The sequence below is a fragment of the Massilia scottii genome, assembly GCF_030846495.1.
In the GTDB taxonomy this organism is placed as follows: Bacteria; Pseudomonadota; Gammaproteobacteria; order Burkholderiales; family Burkholderiaceae_D; genus Telluria_A; species Telluria_A violaceinigra.
Genome location: NZ_JAVCWM010000005.1, coordinates 189,060 through 212,081, shown reverse-complemented (window position 1 = coordinate 212,081; position 23,022 = coordinate 189,060). Strand labels below are relative to the sequence as shown.

Sequence of the window (23,022 nt, the reverse complement as noted above, 5' to 3'; positions counted from 1 at the left end):
CCATGAAAACATTGTTGACCAGCGCACCGGCGCTGGGGATCCTGCTCGCCTGTACATCCAACATGGCGCTGGCCACCCACACGCCAGTCAAGCTGCCTGCGGTAACCATCAACGGCGGGCGTCCCAGTTCGCTGCCGACCCAGATTCCGACCACCATCGAGTCGATCAGCGGCGCCCAGGTGGAGCAGCGCATCAACGCCACCGACAGCGAAGACGCGCTCAAATACTTCCCGAGCCTGAATGTGCGCAAGCGCTACATCGGCGACTACGACCACGCGGTGCTGGCCAGCCGCGCGTCCGGCACCGGCAACAGCGCGCGTTCGCTGGTGTACGCCGACGGCATCCTGCTCTCCAACCTGCTCGGCAACGGCGCCACCTTCACCCCGCGCTGGGGCATGGTCTCGCCCGAGGAAATCGAGCGCGTGGACGTGCTGTACGGCCCATTCTCGGCCGCCTATCCGGGCAATTCGGCTGGCGCCGTGGTCGATTTCCAGACCCGCATGCCGACCCGCCTGGAAGCGCACGTGAAGCTGTCGGCCTTCAGCCAGCGCTATCGCCAGTACGCGACCGACGACCGCTTCGGCGGCGGCCAGGGCAGCGCCTCGGTCGGCAACCGCCAGGGCGCTTGGTCGTGGTGGGTCGATGTGTCGCGTCTCGACAGCCGCGGCCAGCCGATCGGGTTCGCCAACAAGCTGGTATCGACGGGCGTGAACAGCGCGGCCGGCCTGCCGGTGACGGGCGCCGTGGCCGATAAAAATTCAGCCAACAAGGACTGGCTGATCATCGGCACCACCGGCCAGTCGCACACGGTGCAGGACCACGCCAAGATCAAGCTCGCCTACGATGTGACGCCGGTGCTGCGCGCCAGCTACACCCTGGGCTGGTGGGGCAACGACGCCCACCGCGCCGCCGAAACTTATCTGGTTGATGCCGCCGGCGCGCCGGTGTACCGGGGCGACGCGAATGGCTTCATCAACATGGGCGGCAAGCGCTATGAACTCAAGCCGTCGGACCTGGCGCCCGCCATCGGCAAGCTCGAACACCTGATGCACGGCTTCTCGCTCAAGCAGCACAGCAAGGGCGTGTGGGACTGGGAAATCGCGGCCAGCAAATACGACTATGCCAGGGACCAGGTGCGCACGCCGGTGGTGTCGGTGGCCAGCATCGGCCAGGCGGGCCGCGGCAACGTGACCGACATGGAAGGCAGCGGCTGGATCACGCTGGCGCTCAAGGGCATCTGGCGTCCGACGCCGGCACACATCGTCGACATGGGCGTGCAGAGCGACAGCGCGGCCCTGCGCACGCGCGTGTTCTCCGGTAGCGACTGGATTCGTGCGGGCGACGGCGCCACCGTCTCCACCTTCAACGGCAACACGCGCCTGCAAAGCGTGTACGCGCAAGACACGTGGCGCTTTGCGCCGCAGTGGAAGACCACGCTCGGCATGCGCCTGGAGCGCTGGAGCGCGTACGGCGGCGAAGTATCGAACGCCGCATCGGTGGCGCCGCTGCCGTTCGGCGAGCGCGTCGACACCAGCTGGTCGCCCAAAGCGGCGCTGGCCTGGCAGGCCACGCACGACTGGGCATTGAAGGGATCGGCCGGACGCGCGGTGCGCAACCCGACCGCGGCGGAACTGTTCCAGGGCTCCATCGTCGACCAGCAGATCGTCAACCGCGACCCGAACCTGCGCGCCGAGCGTTCATGGACAGGCGAACTGACCGCCGAACGCATGACCTCCGACAGCTCGCTGCGCGCCACCCTGTTCCATGAAACCACGCGCGACGCGCTGTATTCGCAGCCGCTGACCGGCCTTGTGAACACCGTGCAGAATGTCGACAAGATCCGCACCAACGGGCTCGAAATGGCATGGCAGGGTGACGACGTGATGGTGCACGGGCTGACCATCAACAGCAGCCTGGCCTACGCCGATTCGACCATCGTGCGAAACCGCGCCTTTGCCGCCAGCGTGGGCAAACGCCAGCCGCGCGTGCCGCAGTGGCGCGCCAACCTGCTGACGACCTACCATCTGGGTCAGGACTGGGTGGGCAGCGTGGGGGTGCGCTACAGCGGCAAGCAGTACGGCACGCTGGACAACACCGACCCGAACGGCGCCACCTACATGGGCGTGTCCGACTATCTGGTGGCGGACCTGCGCGTGCGCTACAAGATCAGCAAGCAGTGGAGCGCGGCGCTCGGGATCGATAACGTGAACAATGCGCGCTACTGGGCCTTCCACCCGTACACCCAGCGCACCGCGGTCGCGGAACTGCGCTTCGACCTGTAAGGGGTCAGCGCTGCGGCGCGTCGCCGAGGCGGCGCGTGGTGCCGGAGCCGGCCGTCGACTTGCTCACTGTCGGGTTGCCGTAGTATTTCACGTCGCCCGAACCGGCAATCGACGTGTTCAAGCTGTCGCTGGCCCACACAATGGCTTCGCCGGAGCCGGCCACGCTGATCTTGGCATTGCGCGCCTTGACCTTGCCGATGTTGACGTCGCCCGAGCCGCCGATCGCGATCGACACGTTATTCAGCGATCCGGGGCCGCTGGTCAGGCTGCCGCTGCCGCCGACGGCCATGATGACGTTGTCCGCTTCGATGCCCTTGAGGACGATGGAGCCCGATCCGCCGACGTTGATGCTGACCTTGTCGCCGCGCAGGGTGTCGGCATCGATGCTGCCCGAGCCGCCAATGGATATGTGTTCGAGGCTTTTGGCCTGCACCACGATCGTCATGTGGCGGGTCTTGAAGCTCAGGTTGCGCTTGTTGGGGCGCAGCCGGAGCGTGCCATCTTCGATCACGGTCTCGATCAGCGGCAGCAGGTTGTCGTCGGTTTCGATGCTGACGCTTTCGGTGTTGCCGATGCGCACTTCCACCTTGGCCGGAAGGCTCAGCGCAACGCCGGTAAAGTGGCCCAGCGCGCGCGTCTCGCGTTTGATGATGGTGCTGCCCTGGACCTTGTCGCCGCCGAACCAGTCGCCGCCGGCAGCGTGGCTGGCTGGCAGCGCGCAGGCAAGGGCGGCGGCCAGAACGAGGTGGTGCAGGGCGAAACGGGTAGTCGGTGCTCGGGTCATGACGGCGTCCTTTGAACGATGCGGTGGGATTGGATTCCTGACCAGCATACTAGGCAAGCGGCCATGGTGCGGCGCGCGGTTTGCGACAAACTGCAGCGCGCGCCGGACAGACTGCAGTTTAGCGCGATGGGCTGGCCAGCCGTGGCCGGCATATCAAGGAATCCGGCGCGCGCAGCTCACCACCACGAGACCATGGGCACATTGGCCGTTCTTGCTAATTCTTCTAATTATTGATTGGCCCGCTGACGCCCGATGTTACTGTCGCTGTACTCACTCATGTCCAGCAAGAGATGGTTGCTTGTTTCAAGAACCAGAACTGAAAGGCATAGCAGTTTATTGATGCGAGTATCGTCGGTAATTCCACATGCATTCTAATTTACGTCACGGTGAAAATATGCCTCTACCTACTGCTGCCCGAGTAATGTTCCAATATAAAGGGATTATTGGTTCGTCCATCATGATGGCGGCGGGGATTGCCTACCCGGAGAAGCTGGCAGCCCGGGACGTCGTCCTGGGAGTATTGAAATGCAACTCTGTTCCGCGCGAAAAACCTATATCAGGCGGACGTGGGCTTCTGGAAGCGCATCTGTCAGCCGCCGCTTCAACGCGTGAACTATCTCTCTATGAGAAAATGACCCGTAGTGTGAATGCGTACTTATATTCAAGCAAGTATCCTTTGGCCAACGATACGGCGAAGTCTCTGATCGATAACCTGGTCAAAAACGGGTCGAATGAGAACTATGCCAAAAGTCCCAGCATAACGCATGCTGGAGAGCTCCATACTTTTTTTGCGGATGGCGTTGAAAAAGGATTCAGAGAAGATAATTTGACCGGGGTGATTGCTCATCTGGCCATGACACTTGTCACCGCACCTCTGGATTCGGATCGGACCGCGCCGGATAATCCGTTTTTATAGGCCGCGAAAAGCATCAGAGGACTCACGCTCCTGGCGATTCCCCTGCTGTCACGGCCCGGCGCATGGATGGCGCTGCGGTCGTGCAGCGCCACGAACCGGATAGCGGCGCTCATATCGCCTGACGTCGAAGCGGCACATCAAGTCCGACCGGCTGCTGGCGCGATGAACCGGCCGGGGGAATCCGCCCATGCTGCTCAAGCCAGCTTAGCGCTCCTTCCCACAGCGGCTTGCAGTGCGCCTTGAAGTAGCCCATGTGGCCGATCGGTCCCAGGCCGGCCTGGCGCGGGTCGATGTCGGTCGCCTGCCAGCCGGCGTTGCGGTATGCCGACATGAAGGCGTTGCGCGACGGCGGGCGCGCCCACAGGTCGTCGAGCGCGTTGCAGGCCATGATCGGGCTGCGTACGCTCTCGTACGACGCGGCGATGTGCTTCATGTTCGGGTCCTGGAAAAAATAGCGCGGAAAGGTACACCAGCGTTTCCACTGGCGATACACATCGACAGGGAGGTCCTCGCCCATGCCCATCCAGTTCCACGCCAGGTAACCCTTCACGCGCACGATCAGGGGGCCGAGCACGCGCCACATCAGCAGCACGCGCAGGCGCTCCATCGGCGGCATCCAGCCGTGCCAGCCGGCGCCGGTGGCGAAGGTGTACAGGCCGTCGACCTTGTGGTGGTTGGGCAGCAGGCCGAAGGCATGGCCGCCGTACGAGTGGCCCACCATATACAAAGGCAGTCCGGGTTCGCTCATGGCCTCGACGGCGGCGGCCAGGTCCTGGCGGCCCCAGTCCAGGTAATCCATGCGGAAGCCCTTGAGCGTGGCCGGCTTGGACAAGCCGATGCCGCGGTAATCGAGCGTCATCACGTTGTAGCCGCAGCTGCTGGCGTACTGCGCGAAGCGCCGGTAGAAGCCCTGCGGCACGCCGGTGGCTCCGGCCACCACCAGGTGGCCGCGCGTGGGTCCGGTGGCCGGGTAGCGCAGTGCCGCGATCGGGTAGCCGTCGGCGGTTCTCAAGGTCAGGGATTGGGCATCGACGCTCTTACTCATGATCGGGCTCCTTGGGGCGCTGCAGCTTCAGATAGGTGAGCAGGGCGCTGCTGACGAGCGCCATCGGTTCGGGCGTGCCGGCCACGCGCGCCTGCAGCAAGCCACCCTCGTAGGCGGCCAGCAGCAGGGCCGCCGTGGCATGTGCGCTGGCCGCTTCGTAGCCGGCGTTGACCAGGCCCGTGGCGATGCGGTCGCGCACCGCGGCGAAGCCCTTGGCCAGCGCCGCGCGAATCTCCACGTCGTCGGCGGTCGTCTCCAGGGCGATGGTGGCCAGCGGGCAGCCGCGTTCATAGTGGCTGGCGTCGAGCCGTTTCTGGGCGCCGTTAATCCAGATCATCAGCGCGGCGCCCGGATCGCCGCTGGCGGCCATGCTCGCTTCCATGCTGTCGCACAGGCGCGCAATGGTCACCTCGATGGCAGCCACGGCCAGTTCGGTCTTGCCTCCTGGAAAATGATGGTAGAGCACGCCCTTGGGGGCGTCGGCGGCGGCCAGCAATTCGGTCAGGCCGCTGCCATGCAGGCCGCGGCGTTGCAGGGCTTCGATCATGGCGCCGATCAGGCGTTGTTTGGCATCGCTTGGTTTCATGTAATTCATCCTATAGACTGATCGGTCTAGGTGCAAGAAAAATCTTTGCGGGGTAGAGGATGGGTTCTAAATGGGTCGGCAGGCGGTATCATTCGGTATTGCAATGCATTTTCACTGGAACCACATGCTGATCATCACCATCAAACAGGGCAAGGAAAAAAGCCTGCTCGCCGGCGAGCCCTGGATTTACGCGTCCGCGATTGAAAAAGTCGACGGCAAGCCGAACGAAAAAATGAAGGCGGGAGGCACGGCGATCGTGCAGTCGTCGTCGACCAAATTCCTGGCGCGCGCCGCCTACAATTCCAAGTCGCAGATCCGCGCGCGGGTGTGGACCTTCGACGAAGGCGAGCCGGTCGACCATGCGCTGATCAAGCGCCGCGTCAAGGCGGCGCTGGCCAAGAGCGCGGCAGCGGCAAAAAAAGCCCGCCCCGATCAGGTGGTCAAGCTGGTCAACGCCGAAGCGGATAATTTGCCGGGTTTGCTGGTGGAGCAGTACGGCGGCAAAGAGGGGTATCTGATCTGCGAATTCCAGGCTGCCGGCGTGGACGCGTGGAAGGTGCCGATCGTGCAGACCCTGATCGCGGAAACGGGCTGCCGCAATGTGTACGAGCGCGCCGATGAGCTGGTGCGCAAGGGTGAAGGTCTGCCGTTCGTCGAAGGCGCGCTGGCCGGCGACGAGCCGCCGGATGAAGTGCCGGTCACCGAGAACGGTGTCAAGTTCGCGCTGGACTTGAAGACGGGCGAGCGGTACAAGTTTCGCTGAGGTATAGGGGCGCGCAGTTGACCGGCCAACAGTTCAATCGCGGCAGTTGCGTTTTGCATGCAGTATTTTGGCTTGACTTATCAGGCGCCGATGCAAGCGGACGTTGTCAATGGTGCCAAGGCCTCGGTCAAGGCAGTCGTTATCGGATAGGTTGTCAACGCGCGGAGCCGTGTCGGTCGGCGCCGCAGGTTTTGGAAACTAACTAACCTCGCAATTTTTTTAGGACACATTTGTGAAATATGTACGCTACACCTTCGCCGGACTTGGACTACTGTTTGTTCTGGTGTGGGCTGGACAATGGGTGTTTGCAAAAGAAAACCTTGGAAGTCCCCTTGCCATCGGGCTAGGGCCAATAATATGGGAGGCATTGGCAGCGGGCTTGCTCGCCACTACCTGGAAAATGCGGTTTGCTCTTGGTGCTGCAGGTGGACTCGGCGCATGGGCTTTATTGTACGGTGTTTATATTTACAATCTGAGAATGTTTCCGACACCGTGACATGACCTGTGTGACGCTCAGGTTCTGGATTTGATCGACGCCTCAGCACCAAACCGCAGGCGCGTAAAGTTAGCTGGGAAAATTTTGCTTGTGCTCGGACTGTTGATGCCTGTGGGGGAAGTTATCTTCGGAAGGCTGCCAATGTCCCTGCTGGCATTCCAAACAGGACGGGCCCTGTACGTATTGCCGAGCCTGACGGTGATAGCTACCTTCCTTCTGATAGTTTCTCAGCCGGAATCTGACATTGATTCAGACTCGAACACATGCTTCCAAAACGCACGAAATCTCAACTAGCGGGCGAACTTGGCCGATTTATTCAACAGTATGCTCGCAAGGCACACAAGCAGCGGGATCCGAACGACCGAAGGTATGACCGAAAGCTTGAGGAAAAAATGAAGCGACTTTCATCAGAGGATCTGTCGGAAATGTTGTCCGGGGAGGACGTTGAGCCAGTCGCGCCGCATTCGAAACCGCCAAAAGAAGACTGAAATGTTTCAGATCAGGTCGCGACCACTCCGGGTAAAGGTTGCCGTTCGCTTTAGCCGCCCAGCGTCGCTCCACCATCAATCCGCAAATCATGCATGGTGATGTGGCGCGCACTGTCCGACGCCAGATACAGCACCGCATCGGCAATATCGTCCGGTGTTGCGATTCGTTTTAACGGAATCCCCAGCCGGAACGTCTCCAGCGATCCACCGATGACGCCCTGCGATCCATCGGCGCCGTTCCACAACTGGCGCTGCATCTCGGTGTCGGTCGACCCAGGCGACACCACATTGCAGCGGATCCCGTACTGAGCCAATTCCAGCCCGAGGCAGCGCATGAACTGCGTGGACGCCGCCTTCGACGCCGCATACGCCCCCATCTGCATGCGCGGCACGGTCGACGCATTCGACGCCACCGTCACGATGGCGCCCCGCTTGCGCTCCACCATGCCGGTCGCCACCGCGCGGCACAGGCGGAAAACGCCGCCGGCATTCACCGCAAACGTCTGCTCCCAGTCCGCATCGCTATAGTTCAGAATGGACCCCATGCGCAGGATGCCCGCCACGTTCACCAGCACATCGATCTCGCCCAGCTCGTGCCGTACACGCGCCACGGCCTCGTTCACGGCTGCGCTGTCGGTCACATCGACCGCGATACCGATTGCCGAGACGCCGCCGGCGCGCAGCATTGCTGCCATGTCCTCGACCGCACCGGCTTTTACATCGAACACCGCCACCGCCGCACCTTCGCGCGCCAGCTTGCGCGCCACTGCCGCGCCAATGCCCTGCGCCGCGCCGGTGACCAGCGCGACCTTGCCTTCAAATTGATTTGTCATCTTGTTCCTTGTTCGATGAATGAAAACTAGTGAAAACGCCTGACCGGCACCACCACCGGCGCACCGTCGCCGGGCGCGGACAGCACGTCGACGTCAAGCTCATACAACTGGCGCACCAGTGCCGGCGTGACCACATCGCGCGGTGCGCCGGCGGCAACGATGCGGCCGTCGCGCATGGCCACCAGCGTGTCGGCATAACGCGCCGCCGCAGCCAGGTCGTGCAGCACGATGACAACCGAACGCCCGCCGTTCGCCAACGCGCGCACCCGGTCCAGTACATCGACCTGATGGCCCAGATCGAGCATGCTGGTAGGTTCGTCAAGCAGCAAGATTGGCGTCTCTTGCGCCAGGGTCATCGCCAGCCAGCAGCGCTGGCGCTGCCCGCCGGACAATTGATCGAGCCGGCGCTGGGCCAGCGCGCTCACGTCCGTGGACGACATGGCCGCATTCACCGCCAGTTCGTCCTCGCGCGACCACTGGCGGAACAAGCCCTGATGCGGATGACGGCCGAAGCGAACCAGCCCGCTGACCGTGATGCCTTCCGGCGCCTGCGGCGACTGCGGCAGCATCGCCAGGCTGCGCGAGGCTTGCTGCTGGCGCATCTGCCACAGGTCGTCCCCTCCGAGCTTTATGCTGCCTTGCTGCGGCCGGTGCAGCCGCGCCATGCAGCGCAGCAGCGTCGATTTGCCGCAGCCGTTCGGGCCGACGATGGCCGTGACCTTGCCGGGTTCGATCGCCAGGTCGATCCCGTGCAGCACGGGGCGGCCCGGATGGCCGGCGTGCAGGTCTTGCACAAGGAGTTGTGTCACTTGTTTATCCATTACTGCGTTTCTCCATTGCGCTCGTGAAGGAGCAGGTATAGCAAAAATGGTCCGCCGAGCAGGTTGCAGATCACGCCGACCGGCAGTTCGGCATCGCCCAGGACGACGCGCCCGAGCGTGTCGGCGGCGGCCACCAGCAAGGCGCCGGACAAGGCCGATGCCAGCAGCGCGCCACGCCCGTAGCCGACCAGGCGTTCGCCGATGAAGGGCGCGGCCAGCGCCACGAAGGCGATCGGCCCGCATACGCCGACCGCCATCCCGGCCAGCAGCACGGCGCACAGCAGCACCTGCCATTGAGTCGCGCGCACGGGCAGGCCAAGGCCGGTGGCGATGTCGGGATCGAAGCGCAGCAGCGCAAGGCGGCGGCTGGCCAGCAGCGCCGGCGGCAGCAGCAAAAGAAGAGCGCCGGCCAGCGGCAATGCGGAACCGTAGGTACGCCCGCTCAGGCTTCCGATGCTCCACGCGTACAGCGCGCTGGCGTGCATCAGCTCTTGCTGCGATAGCACCAGTTCGGCCGCAGCGCGCAGCAGGCTGGCAATCGCAATGCCGACCACCAGCAGACGGTGCCCACGGCTGTCGAGCGGGCCGCTGGCCAACAGCAGCAGCGCGACCGCGCCCAAGGCGCCCAAGGGCCCGACCCACCACGGTCCGAGCATGCCGGTGGTGCCGGCGATGAGCGCCATGAAGACGCCGAGCATGGCGCCGTCGGCCACGCCAAGCATGTCGGGCGAGGCGAGGCGGTTGCGCGTGAGGGTCTGGATCAGGCTTCCGGCGAGACCGAGCGAGGCGCCGGCCAGCACGCCGGTGAGTATGCGCGGCAGGCGAAACTCCAGCACCATCAGGCGCGTGCCGCCAGGGGCATCGCCCTTGATGACATCGAGAAGCTGGGATGGCGACAGCCATGCCGGACCGGCCGACAGGGCCACGGCGACAGCCAGTGCAAGGGCAAGCAGCAGGGCGAGTATTGTGTACAGCGAGCGTTTGGCGACCAGCACCGACAGCGCGCCGCCGCGCAGGACGACCAGGCCGGGTTCGGGCGCCATCATCGAACGCTCCCGCGCGCCAGCCATACCAGCAGCGGCGCGCCGAGTAGGGCGGTGAGGACGCTGATGGGCGTTTCGAACGGTTGCGCCACGAGGCGCGCGCCAAGGTCGGCGAACAGCAGCACGATGGCGCCCACCCAGGCCGATGCCGCCAGTTGGGCCGCCAGTCCTTGTGCCAGCGCGCGCGCGAGGAAGGGCGCCAGCAAGCCGAGAAAGGCGATCGGCCCGGTCAGGGCAACCGCGCTGCCGGTCAGCAGCGTGGCGGTGAAGGCGACGGCAGAGCGCAGCAGACGTGGCGAATGCCCCAGCGAGCGGGCGATGTCGTCGCCCAGCAGCATGGCCGACAGCGGCCGCGCCAGGAACAGCGCGGCCAGTAGTCCGAAGATAATGAAGGGCGCGGCCAGCATGATCATGCTGCCGCTGGAACCGGCCAGCGAGCCGAGAACCCAGAAGCGGTACTGGTCGTAACCGGATGGCTGGCTAAGCAGCATCGCTGAACTCAAGCCGTGAAAGGTCGCACCCAGCGCCACGCCAGCCAGCACGAGGCGCAGCGGGCTGCCCGATTGACGACCCGCGTTGGCCACACCGAGCACGCAGGCGTTGCCCAGCAGGGCGCCGGCGCCGGCCCACAGCAAATAAGCAAGGCCCGATTCGGCGCCGGCCAGGGTGATGCCAGTGACCACGCCGAGCGCCGCGCCGGCATTCACGCCGAGCAGGCCCGGTTCGGCCAGACGGTTGCGGGTCACGGTTTGCATCAGCATGCCGGCCACGCCGAGCGCGGCGCCGACCAGCAGCGCCGCCAAGGTACGCGGCGCGCGCACGTCGCGCACGATCATCTGCAGCGGCGAGTTGTCGCCACCGGCCAGCACGGCGCGCAGGTCGGCCATGCCGGCGTCGCCGGCCCCGGTCAGCATCGATGCCAGCAGCAGCGCGGGCAGGATGGGGACAAGCAGCGCAATGCGGCTGGAAGGACTCAAGGCGCGGCCAGTGCTTTGTCGATGTCGGCCAGGACCGCCAGCGCGGCCAGCGGACCACCGGGACTGGTCCAGAGCGAGCCATCCACCGCGCGCACCTGATTACGCTGGGACGCGCCGAGCTGGCGGAATGGCGGCGATTGGCGCGCCGCGGCCAGCGCGTCGTTGGCAGGGCCGCTGGCGCTCAGCGTGCCGACAAAGATCCAGTCGGCGTCGATGGCGGCCAGCGCCTCCAGGCTCAGTGGCCGCGAATGCGCCGCGCCGGGTTGCATCTGCGCGGCGGGACGGCGCATCTTGAGGTCGGCCAGCACCAGGCTGGCGAACGAGTCGCGCAGCATGTACGACGGGCCTTGCGGATTCCAGCGCACTACGCTCACCGTGGTGTTGGCGCGCTCGCCCAGGCGCTGGCGCAATGCGCCGGCCTTGGCGATGTAGTCTGCCAGGAAGGCGTCGGCATCGGGCGATTTGCCCATCATGGCGCCGATGCGGCGGAACGTGGCCTGCCAGTTCTCGCCGGGCTGGTAGGTGACGACGGTGGGGGCGATCTTGGCGAGCTGGGACAGCAGCTCCGGGTCGCTCATGCCGCCGGCAAGAATCAGGTCGGGCTGCATGCCGACCACCAGGTCGAGCACGGGCGCGGCGAAATTGCCGGCGCTGGGAATCGTGGCGGCAGTGGCGCCGAGGTAGCGTGGCATGGCCGTTTGCCCACGGCCCTTGGTGGCGCCGGCGGGCTTGATTTTCAGGGCCAGCAGCGCATCCAGATCGAGTTCGGACAGCGCCACCACGCGCTGGGCGCGTTCGGGCACGGTGACGGCGCGGTTGGCGGCGTCGACGATTTTGCGCTGGGCCAGCGCCGGCATGGCGCACAGCGCCATGAGCGCGAACAGCGCAACGCGGCGCAGGGGTGAGAATGTGTTCATGATGCGGCTTCTTCCAGTTCATCCATGATGCGGTGGCGTTCGGCGTGGTACGCCTCTTCGGTGTGTTCGTCTTTCCAGTACGGGACCGCGTACATGTCGGCGCGGGCCACGCCACGCTCCGACAGCAAAAAGTCGCGCACGGCCAGCAGCTGGTTGCTTTCGCCCGCCAGCGTGACCGACACGCGGCCCGGCGGCCACGCCATCGCTTTTACGGCGTCGAGCAGCAAGGTGCTGGCGCCGGGACGGGCGCCACGGCGCGACAGCCAGTGCACTGAAAAGCCGACGGGGTAGGGCAGCGCCTGGACTTCGGAGTGGTCGGGAACTTCGATCAGCACAGTGCCGCGCGCCTTGCGGGGCACGCCGCGCAGTGCGGCGGCAATCGCTGCCAGTGCGCTCGGGTCGCCGATCATCAGGTGGTAGTCGGCTGATGGCACGAAACGCGGCGGCCCGCCCGGACCGGCCACGCCGATGGCGTCCCCCGGCTGGGCGTGCACGGCCCAGCGCGAGGCCGGGCCGTCGTCGCCGTGCAGGACCAGGTCCACATCAAGCTCGCCCGCTTCGGCGTCATAGCGGGCTACCGTGTAGGTGCGGGCGATGGGGCGGATGTCGGCCGGCGGCCACACCGGACCGTCCGGGCCGAGCGTCGGCAGCACCGGTTCGCGCTGGCCTTCGCGCGCCAGCAGCAGCTTGATGTGGGCGCCGTCGCTATCGAGCGGAAAGCCGGCCAGCGCTTCGCCGGCCAGGGTGATGCGGCGCATTAATGGGGTCAGTTGCAGCGTGCGGCGCACGCGCAGCATGCGCGGCGGACTGCGTTTGGGCGTGGGAGTGGTCATCGTGGTTTGCCTTCCGGGTGAATACGTTGCGCCAGCACGCGGCCGATGTGCCCCAGGGGCGCCGGCTGGCTCATGGACGAATGGGTGCAATCGACGTCGATGCGTTCGAGCTGGCCGTCGACGTACGGCGTCCAGCCTTTCCAGTCCGGGGCGTCGGGGCCGCGCCGGCTGGCATGGAAGAACAGCACGTCGCCTTCAAAGCGCGGATGGCGCAGCTGGCGGTACAGGCGCATCGACAGCAGCGCGGTGGTGGTGATGCGTTCGAGGTGGGCGTCGTCGGCCGTGGCCAGCGAGCTGCCCGGCTGGCGGAACTGGGCCAGCAGCGCCTCGCGCGGGAGCGGCTGGCCGTCGGCGTCGACCGAGGGCGCGCCGATCACGTCGAGCATGGCGATCAGGGCGTCGCGTTCTTCGGCTTCCGGTTTGCCTTCCCAGATATCGCTCGGGTAGGAATCCATCATCGCCAGCAGCGACACCGTTTCGCCGGCGGCTTGCAGGCGCGCGGCCAGGGCGTGGGCAAGACCGCCGCCGGAGGACCAGCCGATCAGGCGGTACGGGCCATGCGGCTGGGCGCCGCGCACAAGGCCAAGGTAATCGTCGAGCTGCATGTCGATGTCGGCCGGCGGCGTGCCGCTCATGCCGCGCGCCTGCAGGCCGTAGATCGGCGTGTGCGGCAGGTAGGCGGCCAGGCCCAGATAGCACCACGACAAGCCTTCGGCCGGATGCACGCAGAACAGGGCAGGGCCGCTGCCACGCTGGATGGTCAGCAGCGGTGCGAATTCGCCACCTGCGGCGGCGCTTGGTGGCGCGTGGCCGACGGTGCCGAGCGAATGCGCCAGCGCGGCCACGGTACGGTGGCGGAACAGGGCCGATACCGCCACTTCGCGCTTGAGCGCCGCGCCGAGGCGGTTGGCGACCTGGATCGCTTGCAGCGATTTGCCGCCGAGTGCAAAGAAGTCATCCATTGGCGTCAGCGCCTCCACGCCGAGCACTTCGCGCCAGACGGACATCACCGACTGTTCGAGCGGAGTGGCGCCGAGCGCGGTTGGCGCGGCCTCCATCTCGCGCGCGCGCAGGGCGGAACGATCGATCTTGCCGTTGGCGTTGCGCGGCAGGCGCGCAAGGCTGGCGTAATTGGCCGGCACGGCCGTTGCGGGCAGGCGCTCGGCCAGGAAGGCGCGCAAGGCCGGGGCATTCAGTTTGCCGGCGGTGGCGACGAACGCGCGCAGGTGCTTGCCGCCGTCGGACTGGGACTGGCACACCACGGCCGCTTCGCGCACGCCGGGATACTGCAGCAGTGCGGCTTCGATCTCGGTCGGGTCGATCCGGTGGCCGCTGATCTTGACTTCGTCGTCCAGCCGGCCCAGGTAGCGCAGTTCTCCATCTTCGCCCAGCACGACGCGGTCGCCGGTGCGGTAGGCGCGGCGACCATCCGGCAAGGTGACAAAGCGCTGCGCGGTCAGCGCTTCGCGGTCGAAGTAGCCGCGCGCGAGGCCGCCACCGATCAGGAAAAGTTCTCCTTCCTCTCCGATGCCAACAGGGTGCGGGGCGCCGACGGCGATATCGACACCAGGCAGCGGGCGGCCGATCGGCACGGCGTCGCCGCTCCAGGCGATGGCGTCCGGGCCAGCCAGCTGCGCGGTGGTGCAGATGACGGTGGCTTCGGTCGGTCCATAGGTGTTGAGCAGCACCAGATGGGCTGGCGCGGCTGTGCGCCAGCGCGCCACGCGTTCGGCCAGCGCGGCTTCGCCGCCGATGATGACCAGGCGCAGGCAATCGGGCAGTGGGGCGCCGTGCTGGCCCACGTGGAAGGCGAGTTCGTGCCAGAACGCGGTCGGCAGATCGAGCACGCTGATGCGCAGGCGCGCGCAGGCATCGATGAAGCGCTCCAGCGATTCGAGCATGGCGTCGTCGCGCAGGATCAGGGTTGCACCGGCTCGCAGGGTGAGGAAAATCTCTTCGACACTGGCGTCGAAATGCAGCGGGGCGAATTGCAGTACGCGGTCGCTTGCGGTGACCTGGTAGCGCGCGGTGGCGCCGGCGCCGAAGTGGGCCAGCGCCGCGCGCTCGATCATGACGCCATTTGGCCGGCCGGTGGAACCGGAGGTGTAGATGATGTACGCCAGCGCGCTGTCGGCCACCGGCAGCGGGGCTGGCATCGGATCGGCCGGCGCGGGCTCGTCGATGCACAGCAGCGGCAGGGAGGCTGGCAGCAGCGGCGCATATTTGCGCAGGCTGAGGACCAGCGTCGGCTTCACGTCTTCCAGCACGGCGGCCACGCGCAGGGCAGGGCCGTCCGGGTCTAGCGGCACGTAGCCGCCGCCGGCCCACATGATGGCCAGCATCGCGATGATGGTATCAAGGCTGCGCGGCAGCAGCAGCACGACCCGGCTGTCTTCGGTAACGCCGGCGTCGCGCAGTCGCCCGGCCATGTTTTGGACGGCAGTTACCAGCTCCGCATAACTGAGTTCGGCGTCGCCGTGAATCAGCGCGGTCTTGTGCGCGTCGTGCGTGAGCAGGGCAGCGAGCACCGATGCCGGCGCGGTGGGCAGTTCGCCGCCGCTCAGCAGGGCTGGCGTGGCGTGCGGCGCTTGTCCGAGCACGTCGGAAAGCAGCGCGTCGGGCTGCTCAAGCAGGGCCGCCAGCGCGTTCAACAGCGACTGGTGCAGCGCATGCAGGGTGGCTTCGTCGTAGGCGTCCGGATTTGCTTCGATGTCGATGCGGCTGTTCGTGCCCGGGGCGATGGTGATCGACAGGTCTTCAACCGGACCGGCCGATACCGGGTGCGAGACCGCGTGCAGCGCACCGAATACCGGCGGGCGGTCGAACGGCATCAGGTTGACGACCGCGCCGAACAGGCGGCGCGTGCCGCCGCTCATGCCCAGGTCGTGTTTCAGGTGTTCGTAGCGATAGCGCTGGTGCGGACGGATTGCCTTCATCTCGGCGGCGACCGCGCGCGCCAGGTCGGCCAGCGACTGTCCGGACGCTGGCGCGAGGCGCAGGGGGACGATGTTCATCGCCATGCACGGAATGGTCAGCGCCACCGAGCCAAGGCGGCCCATGACGGGCAGGCCCAGGGTCAGGTCGCCCGCGCTGCTGTGGCGGCGCAGCCAGGCGCCGGTGGCAGCGACCAGCACGGCGGCCCAGTCCACACCGGCGGCGCTGGCCACCGTCTGGCAGCGTTCGATGGTGCTGTTGGCGATGCCGCCACGCACTCGGCGCACGCCGCGCGCGACGGTGGCCGGTGGCGCCAGCATCGCCGGCGCACCGGCACCGGCCATGCGCGCCATCCAGAAGTCGCGGTCGCGCGCATAGGCGGACGAGGCGAGGTAGGCGGCATCTTCGGCCACCACCGGATCGAGCTTGCCGGCGCGGGCGGGCGGCGCTTCGGTATTGCCGGTGCGGGCCGAATACAGGGCCGCCACGCGCTGCGCCAGCATGGCGTAGGCAAAGCCGTCGAGGGCGATGTGGTGGGCACGCAGGTACCACAGCGCCTTGTCCGGGCCCAGTTGCAGCAGCGCGCTGGCGAACAGCGGGCCGCGCGCCAGGTCGGCGCTCTGTTGCAGGTCGGCCTGCATCCACAGCCGGGCCTCGGCGTCGCTCATGTCGTGGCGCGCGAACGGCCAGTCCTCCTGCCGATCAAGCGTTTGCCAGACCGCTTCGCCGTCGCTGGCAAAGCGCATGTGCAGGGCATCGCATTCGTGCACGGCCTGGCGCAGCGCGGCTTCGAAGTGGGCGTGCTCCAGCGGGCCGCTTAGTTCGACCGCTTCCGCCGTCCAGTAGGCGGGGCTGGCGGCATCGAGCTGCTGCCCGAGCCAGATGCCGTATTGCGCGCTTGTCAGCGCCAGCCGTGCGCCGCTCACTTGCTCACCCGGCGCGCGTCGAGCAGTTCCCACCAGTCGGCCAGGGTAGGGCGCTCGGCCAGTTCGACGAAGGTGGTTTCGATGCCGGCGCGGCGCCAGCGTTCGATCAGGCTCATAAGACGGATCGAATCGAGACCGGCGAACAGCAGGTTGTCATCGGGGAGCAGGTCCGACGCCGGAACGGCCAGCAGTTCCGCCACTTCGGCCTGCAGGGCGGTGCGCGTGGCGTGCCAGGCGATTGCCGGCTTGAGCGCGCCGGCCACGGTCGCCGTGCTGGCGACCACGCCGCAACGCTGCGATACGTAGTCGAGGCCCATCTGATGCTGTTCGGCCGAGAAATCGGCCAGCGCGTCGCCCACCAGGAAGGGCTGGATGTCGCTCATGAAGGCGTCGGCTGCCGTCATCAGGCAACCGATGTGGGCGTACACGCCGCACACGATCAGCTGGTCGCGGCCCTGTTCGCGCATGCGCGCCAGCAGGTCGCTGCGCACGAAGGCGCTGTAGCGCCATTTGGTCAGCACGGTGTCCTGCGTGCGCGGCGCCAGGCTTGCCACGACCGGTGCGCGTTCGGGCCTGGCGGTCAGGCCGGGACCCCACCAGTCGGTGAGCAGGCCACGGTCCTGGGCCGATTGCTCGGCCGGCTGCGCGGTGTAGACCACCGGTACGCCGGCGGCGTCGGCTGCGTCGCGCAGCTGCCTGATGTGGGCGATCAGCTCGGGAATCGGCGCGGCGGCGGTGTCGTAGAAGTCGAGGAAGTATTCCTGCATGTCGTGAATCAGCAGCACGGCGCGCTTCGGTTCAGGCATCCAGGTGACGCGGTTGTCCGGCATGGCCGTGGGCATGGGGTAGGAAGCGATTTTCGGGATGGTCATGGTGCTTGCCGATCTTGTGATTGAGTGCCGATCAACTGGGCGATCTGTTCGCGCAGCTGGCGTTTGTTAACTTTGCCGACGCCCGTGGTGGGGAAACGTTCGACGAATTCGATGCGGTCGGGGATCTTGTACTGGGCCACGCCGCGTTCGCGCAGGAAGCGCGTCAGTTCAATCGCCCGTACCGGCGCGCCGCGCGTGACGATGAAGGCGCAACTGCGCTCTCCCAGGTAGGCGTCCGGCATCGACACCAGTGCGGCGTCGTGCACGCCGGGGTGGGCCAGCAGGTGGTTCTCGACTTCCTCGGCCGCGACCTTGTCGCCGCCGCGGTTGATCTGGTCCTTGGCGCGGCCTTCGACGACCAGGTGGCCGGACGGCAGGCGCATTACCAGGTCCCCGGTGCGATAGAAACCGTCGCTGGTGAAGGCGCGTGCGTTGTGTTCCTCGGCGCGGTAGTAGCCGCGGATGGTGTACGGGCCGCGCGTGAGCAGGTGGCCGATTTCGCCGTCCGGCAGGTCGCGGTCTTCATCGTCGACGATGCGGACTTCGTCGGCTGGCGAGATCGGGCGGCCCTGGGTATTGGCGGTCAGTTCGGGCGAGTCGTCGGGACGGGTGTAGTTGACCAGGCCTTCGGCCATGCCGAATACCTGCTGCAGGGCGCACCCGAGCACCGGCCCGACGCGGCATGCCGCTTCGGCGGAGAGGCGCGCACCGCCGACTTGCAGCAGTTTCAGGCTACCCAGCTTGTGGCGGGTGGCGCCAGCGGCGTCCAGCCACACCATGGCCAGCGGCGGCACCAGCGCGGTGATGGTCACGCCTTCGGCTTCGATCAGCGGGAAGGCGTCGTCTGGCGTCGGCCGGCGCGCCAGTACCACGCAGCCGCCCGCGTGGAATACGCCGAAGCTGCCCGGGGAACTCATTGGGAAGTTGTGCGCGACCGGCAGCGCGCATAAATACACGCTACTACGGTCAAGTTCGCAGATGTCGGCGCTGGCGCGCACGCTGTACAGATAATCGTCGTGGGTGCGCGGGATCAGCTTGGGCAGGCCGGTGGTGCCGCCGGAGAGCTGCAGGAAGGCCACGTCGCCCGGCTGCGGGCCGGCCATCGGCGTTGCGTCTTCATACAGCGAGTCGAAAGAGATGAATTCGGCGGCGTCGCCCAGCACGATCACACGCGTCAGCGCTGGCACTTCGGCCATCACTTCGCGCGCCAGGGTGCGGTAGTCGAAGCCGGCGTCGCTGTCGGCGATGAGGTAGGCGGCGGCGTCGGTAAACGCGCACAGATGACCGATTTCATGGCGGCGGTGCGCGGGCAGGGCAAACACGGGCAGTGCGCCGATGCGGAACAGGGCGAAGCAGGCGACAAAGAATTCGGCCACGTTGGGCAGTTGCACGACCACGCGGTCGCGCGGGGCGATGCCCAGGCGGATCAAGCCAGCGGCAAAGCGGTCGGCGCGCCGATCGAGTTCGGCATAGCTCCAGCGGCGCGTGCCGCAGACCAGGGCGATGCTGTCGGGATGAACAAGCGCGCGGGTGCGCAGGAGAGAGCCAAAGGTTTCACCGGTCCAGTAGCCGGCTTCGCGATAGCGCGCCGCAAAGTCGTCGGGATACGGGGTGAAACCGGGCAGATAGTCACTGGTCATGCTGCTTCCTCCAGCACCGCTTCGAGGCCCATCGCGCGCAGCATGGTGCGCAGCTTGCCGGACGTTTCGAGGAATTCGAGTTCGGGGTCCGATCCGGCCACGATGCCGGCGCCGGCGTACAGGGTGGCGCTGTGGGCGCCCACTTCGGCGCAGCGCAGGGTGACTGCCCATTCGCCGTCGCCGTTGGCGTCCATCCAGCCCACCAGACCGGCGAAGAAACCACGGTCGAAGCCTTCCGCCTCGTTGATGAACGTGCGCGCCAAGGCGGCGGGGTGGCCGCAAACGGCTGGCGTTGGGTGCAGCGCCATTGCCAGTGCGAGCGAACTCATACCGGGCTCGTTCAGTTGCGCCGTCACTTCGCTGCCCAGGTGCCACATGGTGGGCGTGGCGATCAGCGACGGCACGGCCGGCACGCTCACCGAGTGGCAGTACGGACGCAGCGAATCGGCCACCATGTCGGCCACCAGCGCGTGTTCGTGCAGGTCCTTCTGCGACGCCAGCAAGCCTTGCGCGCGGCGCTGGTCTTCATGCGGGTCGGCGCTGCGCGGGATCGAGCCGGCCAGCGGATGGCAGCGCACACGGGTGCCATGGCGCGAGAGCAGCAGCTCGGGACTGGCGCCGATCAGGGTGCGGCGCCCGTCCGCATCTGGCGCGAGGTCGATGGCGAAGGTGTAGCCGTGCGCGTTGCGCGCGTCAAGGCGTGCCAGCAGGCCGGCCACGTCGATTTCGGTTTCGAGGGTCAGTGAGCGCGACAACACCACCTTTTCAAGCTGGCCGGCGCGGATGCGTTCGACCGCCCGGGCCACGGCGCGCTGGTACTGGACTTGCGTGGGAATGGATTCGATGGTGCGCGGGAAGCGGGCGCGCGCCGGTGGTGCTTGCGGGGTTGCGGCAGGCAGATTGGCCGGGCCGGTCGCCATGATCACGTGCTCGGGAATGAACAGGTGCGCCGGGGCGTCGGCCAGGAATGGCACGGCGCCGATCATCACCGGGGTCGCGCTACCGTCGCGGCGCGCGGAGCGCAGCAGGGCCGCAGCGGCGCCGGCCAGCGTGGATCCGGACTGCGGCGGCAGGATGCTGCGCTTGCCGCTGGCCAGCAGCGTGTGGCCGGGCGACGAGAACAGGGTGGCGCCGGCTTCGTAATGCGCGCATAGATCGGCCGCGCTGGTACGGCTCAGATAGTGGCCGTGCAGTCTGTCATTCATAGTGAATATTCCTTGCGTTAGGAGAGCAGTCGGAGCGATTCGCCGGGTAGGCGGGGCCGAACTATAGATCATAATGATTATCATTTACAATCTAAATATTAATGCAAATGAGATTGATTCGCATTTATCTAGTATGGTATGCTCAAGTTTCACGCCTGTCAACGATGACGAATGTTCATCACACCTGAGAAGACCTATCATGCTCGTACCGCACCTCGTCGCCCGCCAACCGGGCTTGCCACCGCATGTCGCGGCGGCCCTTGCCGTTCACGCCAATACCCTTGGCGAGCACGCATGAAGCGCGACCTGTCTCCGCTGTCGCACGACACGCCCGGCCCCTTGCCGTCGCCCGCCGAATTGCGCGCGCAGTTGCCGCTGCCGGATAGCACCGCGCTGCTGATCGGCGCTGCGCGCCAGAGCGTGCGCGATGTTCTCGACCGGCGCGACCCGCGCCTGATGGTGGTGGTCGGCCCCTGTTCGATCCACGACCTGCATGCGGGGCTCGATTACGCGCGCCGGCTCAAGGCGCTGGCCGATGAAGTGGCCGACACGCTGTTCGTCGTCATGCGCGTGTACTTCGAAAAGCCGCGCACGCGCATCGGCTGGAAAGGGCTGATCAACGATCCGCGCATGGATGGATCGTTCCGCATCGCCGAGGGCCTGGCACTGGCGCGGCGCTTCCTGATCGATGTGGCCCAACTGGGTTTGCCGGCGGCGACCGAGACGCTCGACCCGGTGTCGCCGCAGTACGTGGGTGAGCTGATCAGCTGGGCGGCGATTGGCGCGCGCACCACGGAATCGCAGACGCACCGCGAAATGGCGTCCGGCCTGGGCGTGCCGGTCGGCTTCAAGAACGGCACCGACGGCAAGGTCGACACCGCGGTGAACGCGATCGCATCGAGCTCGCATCCGCATGCTTTTCTGGGCATCGATGCCGATGGCCGCGCGGCGGTGATCCGCACGCCGGGCAATCCGTATGGCCACCTGGTGCTGCGCGGCGGCGGCGGGCGTCCGAATTACGATGCGGCCAGCGTGGCGCTGGCCGGGCAGGCGCTGGAGAAGGGCGGCCTGCCGCCGAATATCGTGATCGACTGCGCGCACGATAACTCGAACAAGAACCACACCTTGCAGGCGCGCGTGCTGGACGATGTGGTGCGCCAGCGCCTGGCCGGCAACCGCAGCGTGGCCGGCGTGATGATCGAAAGTTTCATCGAGGCCGGCAACCAGGCCATCCCGGCCGAACTGTCCACCCTGCGCTATGGCTGCTCGGTGACCGACCCGTGCGTCGACTGGGCCGAGACGGCCGCCATGCTGCGCGCCGCGCGCGAGGCCCTGCGCCAGAGCGTGGCGGCGCTGCGGGAGGGCCGCGATGTCTAAGCCGTCCCGCGCGATTTTGCTGGTGGCGGCGCTGCAGTTCGTGTACCTGGTCGACTTCATGATGGTGCTGCCGCTCGGGCCGGACCTGGCGCGCGAACATGGCTTTGCGCTCGACCGACTGGGCTGGCTGGCGGCGGCCTACACGCTGGCGTCGGCGGTGTCCGGGCTGGTCACGTTCCGCCTGCTCGACCGCTTCGACCGCAAGCCCGCGCTGCTGCTCACCTTCGGCCTGCTGGCGCTGGCGACGCTGGCGACCACCTTTTGCCACGGCTTGCCGGCGCTGATGGTGGCGCGCGCGCTGACCGGCGCCTTTGGCGGGCCGGCGGTGGCAATCGGCATGGCCATCGTGATCGACCTGACCCCGCCCGAACAGCGCGGCAAGGCCATGGCCAAGGTGATGCTGGGCTTTTCGCTGGCGGCGATTGCCGGCGTGCCGCTCGGGCTGGAAGTGGCGCGCGCCGGTGGCTGGCAGGCGCCGTTCTATATGGTGGCGGCGCTGGCGGCGCTGGTGCTGGTGGCGATGGCCTGCCTGCTGCCGGCGTTGGAAGGGCACCTGAACGCGCGCGAGAAGGTCTCGGCGCGCATCCTGCTGGCGCGGCCGGCGGTGCGCCTGGCGATCCTGCTGCAGGCCGGCAGCGCGTTCTCGGCGTTCCTGGTGATCCCGCATTTTTCGGCCTACTTTTTGCTCAACATGGGCTTTCCGCGCGCGCAGCTGGGCATGCTGTACTTTGCCGGCGGCGTGGTCGCGCTCTTGACGGTGCAGCTGCTCGGCCGCCTGGCCGACCGCACCGGCCCGGTGCTGGCGGCGGGGCTGGCCACCACCGCCTTCTGCGTGGGCCTGGCGCCGTTTTTCGGGCTGGGCGCGGCGCTGCCGATCCTGTTCTTCGTGCTGTTCATGGCCGGGAACGCGGGGCGCAACGTGACCATGGCGGCCACCGTCAGCCAGGTGCCGTCGCCGCACGAACGGGCCGGCTTCATGTCGCTGCAAAGCCTGGTGCAGGATGTGGCCATCGGCGCGGCCGCGCTGGTGACCAGCTGGCAGCTGGGCGAGGCGGCCGACGGCAGGCTCACCGGCATGGCGCCGGTGGCGGCGCTGGCGGCTGTTGTCGCCGTGGCGGTGGCTTGCGGGCTGGCGCGGCTGGCCTGGGCGCGCCGCGCTGTTGCGCTGGAGTGACACCGAACGGGGCGCAATGGCATCGTCCTGAAAAATTATCTTTCAATGATGCAATTTTTTGCGGGGACTGGTCTTATAATTATCGGCACTATTGACCACGCCAAGAGCCA

At 66.8% G+C, this 23,022-nt stretch carries 19 protein-coding genes; 6 read left to right on the top strand and 13 right to left on the bottom strand.

Annotation, left to right across the window (positions count from 1 at the left end):
- Positions 1 to 2: 2 nt before the first annotated feature.
- Positions 3 to 2,282, top strand: coding sequence for a TonB-dependent receptor (locus tag RBA41_RS08655; protein WP_306623085.1), 2,280 nt, complete (start codon positions 3 to 5; stop codon positions 2,280 to 2,282).
- 4 nt (positions 2,283 to 2,286) lie between these two features.
- On the opposite strand, the gene RBA41_RS08650 is transcribed toward RBA41_RS08655, so the two are convergent.
- The gene (locus RBA41_RS08650) at positions 2,287 to 3,066 is read right to left on the bottom strand and encodes a head GIN domain-containing protein (protein ID WP_306623083.1); all 780 of its coding nucleotides are present in this window, start codon (positions 3,064 to 3,066) and stop codon (positions 2,287 to 2,289) included.
- 364 nt (positions 3,067 to 3,430) lie between these two features.
- Here RBA41_RS08650 and RBA41_RS08645 point away from each other — a divergent pair, with 364 nt between their 5' ends.
- Positions 3,431 to 3,982, top strand: a complete 552-nt coding sequence (locus RBA41_RS08645; RefSeq protein WP_306623081.1) for a hypothetical protein — start codon at positions 3,431 to 3,433, stop codon at positions 3,980 to 3,982.
- A 109-nt stretch (positions 3,983 to 4,091) separates the two neighbouring features.
- On the opposite strand, the gene RBA41_RS08640 is transcribed toward RBA41_RS08645, so the two are convergent.
- Positions 4,092 to 5,027 carry an alpha/beta hydrolase family protein gene (locus tag RBA41_RS08640; protein ID WP_306623079.1) on the bottom strand — a complete coding sequence of 312 codons (936 nt, stop codon included), beginning with the start codon at positions 5,025 to 5,027 and terminating at the stop codon, positions 4,092 to 4,094.
- Positions 5,020 to 5,613, bottom strand: a complete 594-nt coding sequence (locus tag RBA41_RS08635) for a TetR/AcrR family transcriptional regulator (RefSeq protein WP_306623077.1) — start codon at positions 5,611 to 5,613, stop codon at positions 5,020 to 5,022. The genes RBA41_RS08640 and RBA41_RS08635 overlap by 8 nt, the downstream gene beginning before the upstream one ends.
- Positions 5,614 to 5,737: 124 nt before the next feature.
- Between RBA41_RS08635 and RBA41_RS08630 the strand changes: the two genes are divergently transcribed.
- Positions 5,738 to 6,376: a class I SAM-dependent rRNA methyltransferase gene (locus RBA41_RS08630; protein ID WP_233291792.1), complete on the top strand. Its 639-nt coding sequence runs from the start codon at positions 5,738 to 5,740 to the stop codon at positions 6,374 to 6,376.
- A gap of 232 nt (positions 6,377 to 6,608) precedes the next feature.
- Positions 6,609 to 6,872, top strand: a complete 264-nt coding sequence (locus RBA41_RS08625; protein WP_306623073.1) for a hypothetical protein — start codon at positions 6,609 to 6,611, stop codon at positions 6,870 to 6,872.
- 538 nt (positions 6,873 to 7,410) lie between these two features.
- Here RBA41_RS08625 and RBA41_RS08620 read toward each other — a convergent pair.
- The 10 genes from RBA41_RS08620 to RBA41_RS08575 are packed head-to-tail and all read right to left on the bottom strand — an operon-like array spanning position 7,411 to position 20,361.
- Positions 7,411 to 8,193 carry a 2,3-dihydro-2,3-dihydroxybenzoate dehydrogenase gene (locus RBA41_RS08620; RefSeq protein WP_306623072.1) on the bottom strand — a complete coding sequence of 261 codons (783 nt, stop codon included), beginning with the start codon at positions 8,191 to 8,193 and terminating at the stop codon, positions 7,411 to 7,413.
- Between the two features lie 26 nt (positions 8,194 to 8,219).
- On the bottom strand, positions 8,220 to 9,002 hold the full coding sequence (locus RBA41_RS08615) for an ABC transporter ATP-binding protein (protein ID WP_306623070.1): 783 nt from the start codon (positions 9,000 to 9,002) through the stop codon (positions 8,220 to 8,222).
- An 11-nt stretch (positions 9,003 to 9,013) separates the two neighbouring features.
- Positions 9,014 to 10,060 carry a FecCD family ABC transporter permease gene (locus RBA41_RS08610; RefSeq protein WP_306623068.1) on the bottom strand — a complete coding sequence of 349 codons (1,047 nt, stop codon included), beginning with the start codon at positions 10,058 to 10,060 and terminating at the stop codon, positions 9,014 to 9,016.
- Entirely contained in the window at positions 10,057 to 11,034 is a 978-nt protein-coding gene (locus RBA41_RS08605) for a FecCD family ABC transporter permease (RefSeq protein WP_306623065.1), read from the bottom strand. The genes RBA41_RS08610 and RBA41_RS08605 overlap by 4 nt, the downstream gene beginning before the upstream one ends.
- The gene (locus RBA41_RS08600) at positions 11,031 to 11,951 is read right to left on the bottom strand and encodes an ABC transporter substrate-binding protein (RefSeq protein ID WP_306623063.1); all 921 of its coding nucleotides are present in this window, start codon (positions 11,949 to 11,951) and stop codon (positions 11,031 to 11,033) included. The genes RBA41_RS08605 and RBA41_RS08600 overlap by 4 nt, the downstream gene beginning before the upstream one ends.
- Positions 11,948 to 12,784 (bottom strand): siderophore-interacting protein, encoded by an 837-nt coding sequence (locus RBA41_RS08595; RefSeq protein WP_306623061.1) that lies wholly within the window; start codon positions 12,782 to 12,784, stop codon positions 11,948 to 11,950. Before RBA41_RS08595 ends, RBA41_RS08600 begins: the two co-directional genes overlap by 4 nt.
- Complete coding sequence (locus RBA41_RS08590) at positions 12,781 to 16,644, bottom strand: non-ribosomal peptide synthetase (RefSeq protein WP_306623059.1); 3,864 nt, start codon at positions 16,642 to 16,644, stop codon at positions 12,781 to 12,783. Before RBA41_RS08590 ends, RBA41_RS08595 begins: the two co-directional genes overlap by 4 nt.
- Entirely contained in the window at positions 16,641 to 17,516 is an 876-nt protein-coding gene (locus RBA41_RS08585; RefSeq protein ID WP_306623057.1) for an isochorismatase, read from the bottom strand. The genes RBA41_RS08590 and RBA41_RS08585 overlap by 4 nt, the downstream gene beginning before the upstream one ends.
- On the bottom strand, positions 17,513 to 19,156 hold the full coding sequence (locus RBA41_RS08580) for a (2,3-dihydroxybenzoyl)adenylate synthase (protein ID WP_306623056.1): 1,644 nt from the start codon (positions 19,154 to 19,156) through the stop codon (positions 17,513 to 17,515). Before RBA41_RS08580 ends, RBA41_RS08585 begins: the two co-directional genes overlap by 4 nt.
- Positions 19,153 to 20,361, bottom strand: coding sequence for an isochorismate synthase (locus RBA41_RS08575; RefSeq protein WP_306623054.1), 1,209 nt, complete (start codon positions 20,359 to 20,361; stop codon positions 19,153 to 19,155). The genes RBA41_RS08580 and RBA41_RS08575 overlap by 4 nt, the downstream gene beginning before the upstream one ends.
- Positions 20,362 to 20,655: 294 nt before the next feature.
- Between RBA41_RS08575 and RBA41_RS08570 the strand changes: the two genes are divergently transcribed.
- Together RBA41_RS08570 and RBA41_RS08565 are read left to right on the top strand one after the other, a co-directional pair.
- A complete protein-coding gene (locus tag RBA41_RS08570) occupies positions 20,656 to 21,738 on the top strand; it encodes a 3-deoxy-7-phosphoheptulonate synthase (RefSeq protein WP_306623052.1) in 1,083 nt (360 codons plus the stop codon).
- Entirely contained in the window at positions 21,731 to 22,912 is a 1,182-nt protein-coding gene (locus RBA41_RS08565; RefSeq protein WP_306623050.1) for an MFS transporter, read from the top strand. The genes RBA41_RS08570 and RBA41_RS08565 overlap by 8 nt, the downstream gene beginning before the upstream one ends.
- Positions 22,913 to 23,022 lie beyond the last annotated feature (110 nt).

Bases quoted from the DNA above. Each gene is read 5' to 3' on its own strand.
- RBA41_RS08620 (WP_306623072.1), bottom strand. From the start codon at position 8,193: ATGACAAATCAATTTGAAGGCAAGGTCGCGCTGGTCACCGGCGCGGCG.
- RBA41_RS08650 (WP_306623083.1), bottom strand. From the start codon at position 3,066: ATGACCCGAGCACCGACTACCCGTTTCGCCCTGCACCACCTCGTTCTG.
- RBA41_RS08565 (WP_306623050.1), top strand. From the start codon at position 21,731: ATGTCTAAGCCGTCCCGCGCGATTTTGCTGGTGGCGGCGCTGCAGTTC.
- RBA41_RS08645 (WP_306623081.1), top strand. From the start codon at position 3,431: ATGCATTCTAATTTACGTCACGGTGAAAATATGCCTCTACCTACTGCT.
- RBA41_RS08570 (WP_306623052.1), top strand. From the start codon at position 20,656: ATGAAGCGCGACCTGTCTCCGCTGTCGCACGACACGCCCGGCCCCTTG.
- RBA41_RS08580 (WP_306623056.1), bottom strand. From the start codon at position 19,156: ATGACCAGTGACTATCTGCCCGGTTTCACCCCGTATCCCGACGACTTT.
- RBA41_RS08655 (WP_306623085.1), top strand. From the start codon at position 3: ATGAAAACATTGTTGACCAGCGCACCGGCGCTGGGGATCCTGCTCGCC.
- RBA41_RS08640 (WP_306623079.1), bottom strand. From the start codon at position 5,027: ATGAGTAAGAGCGTCGATGCCCAATCCCTGACCTTGAGAACCGCCGAC.
- RBA41_RS08600 (WP_306623063.1), bottom strand. From the start codon at position 11,951: ATGAACACATTCTCACCCCTGCGCCGCGTTGCGCTGTTCGCGCTCATG.
- RBA41_RS08585 (WP_306623057.1), bottom strand. From the start codon at position 17,516: ATGACCATCCCGAAAATCGCTTCCTACCCCATGCCCACGGCCATGCCG.
- RBA41_RS08595 (WP_306623061.1), bottom strand. From the start codon at position 12,784: ATGACCACTCCCACGCCCAAACGCAGTCCGCCGCGCATGCTGCGCGTG.
- RBA41_RS08575 (WP_306623054.1), bottom strand. From the start codon at position 20,361: ATGAATGACAGACTGCACGGCCACTATCTGAGCCGTACCAGCGCGGCC.
- RBA41_RS08630 (WP_233291792.1), top strand. From the start codon at position 5,738: ATGCTGATCATCACCATCAAACAGGGCAAGGAAAAAAGCCTGCTCGCC.
- RBA41_RS08610 (WP_306623068.1), bottom strand. From the start codon at position 10,060: ATGATGGCGCCCGAACCCGGCCTGGTCGTCCTGCGCGGCGGCGCGCTG.
- RBA41_RS08635 (WP_306623077.1), bottom strand. From the start codon at position 5,613: ATGAAACCAAGCGATGCCAAACAACGCCTGATCGGCGCCATGATCGAA.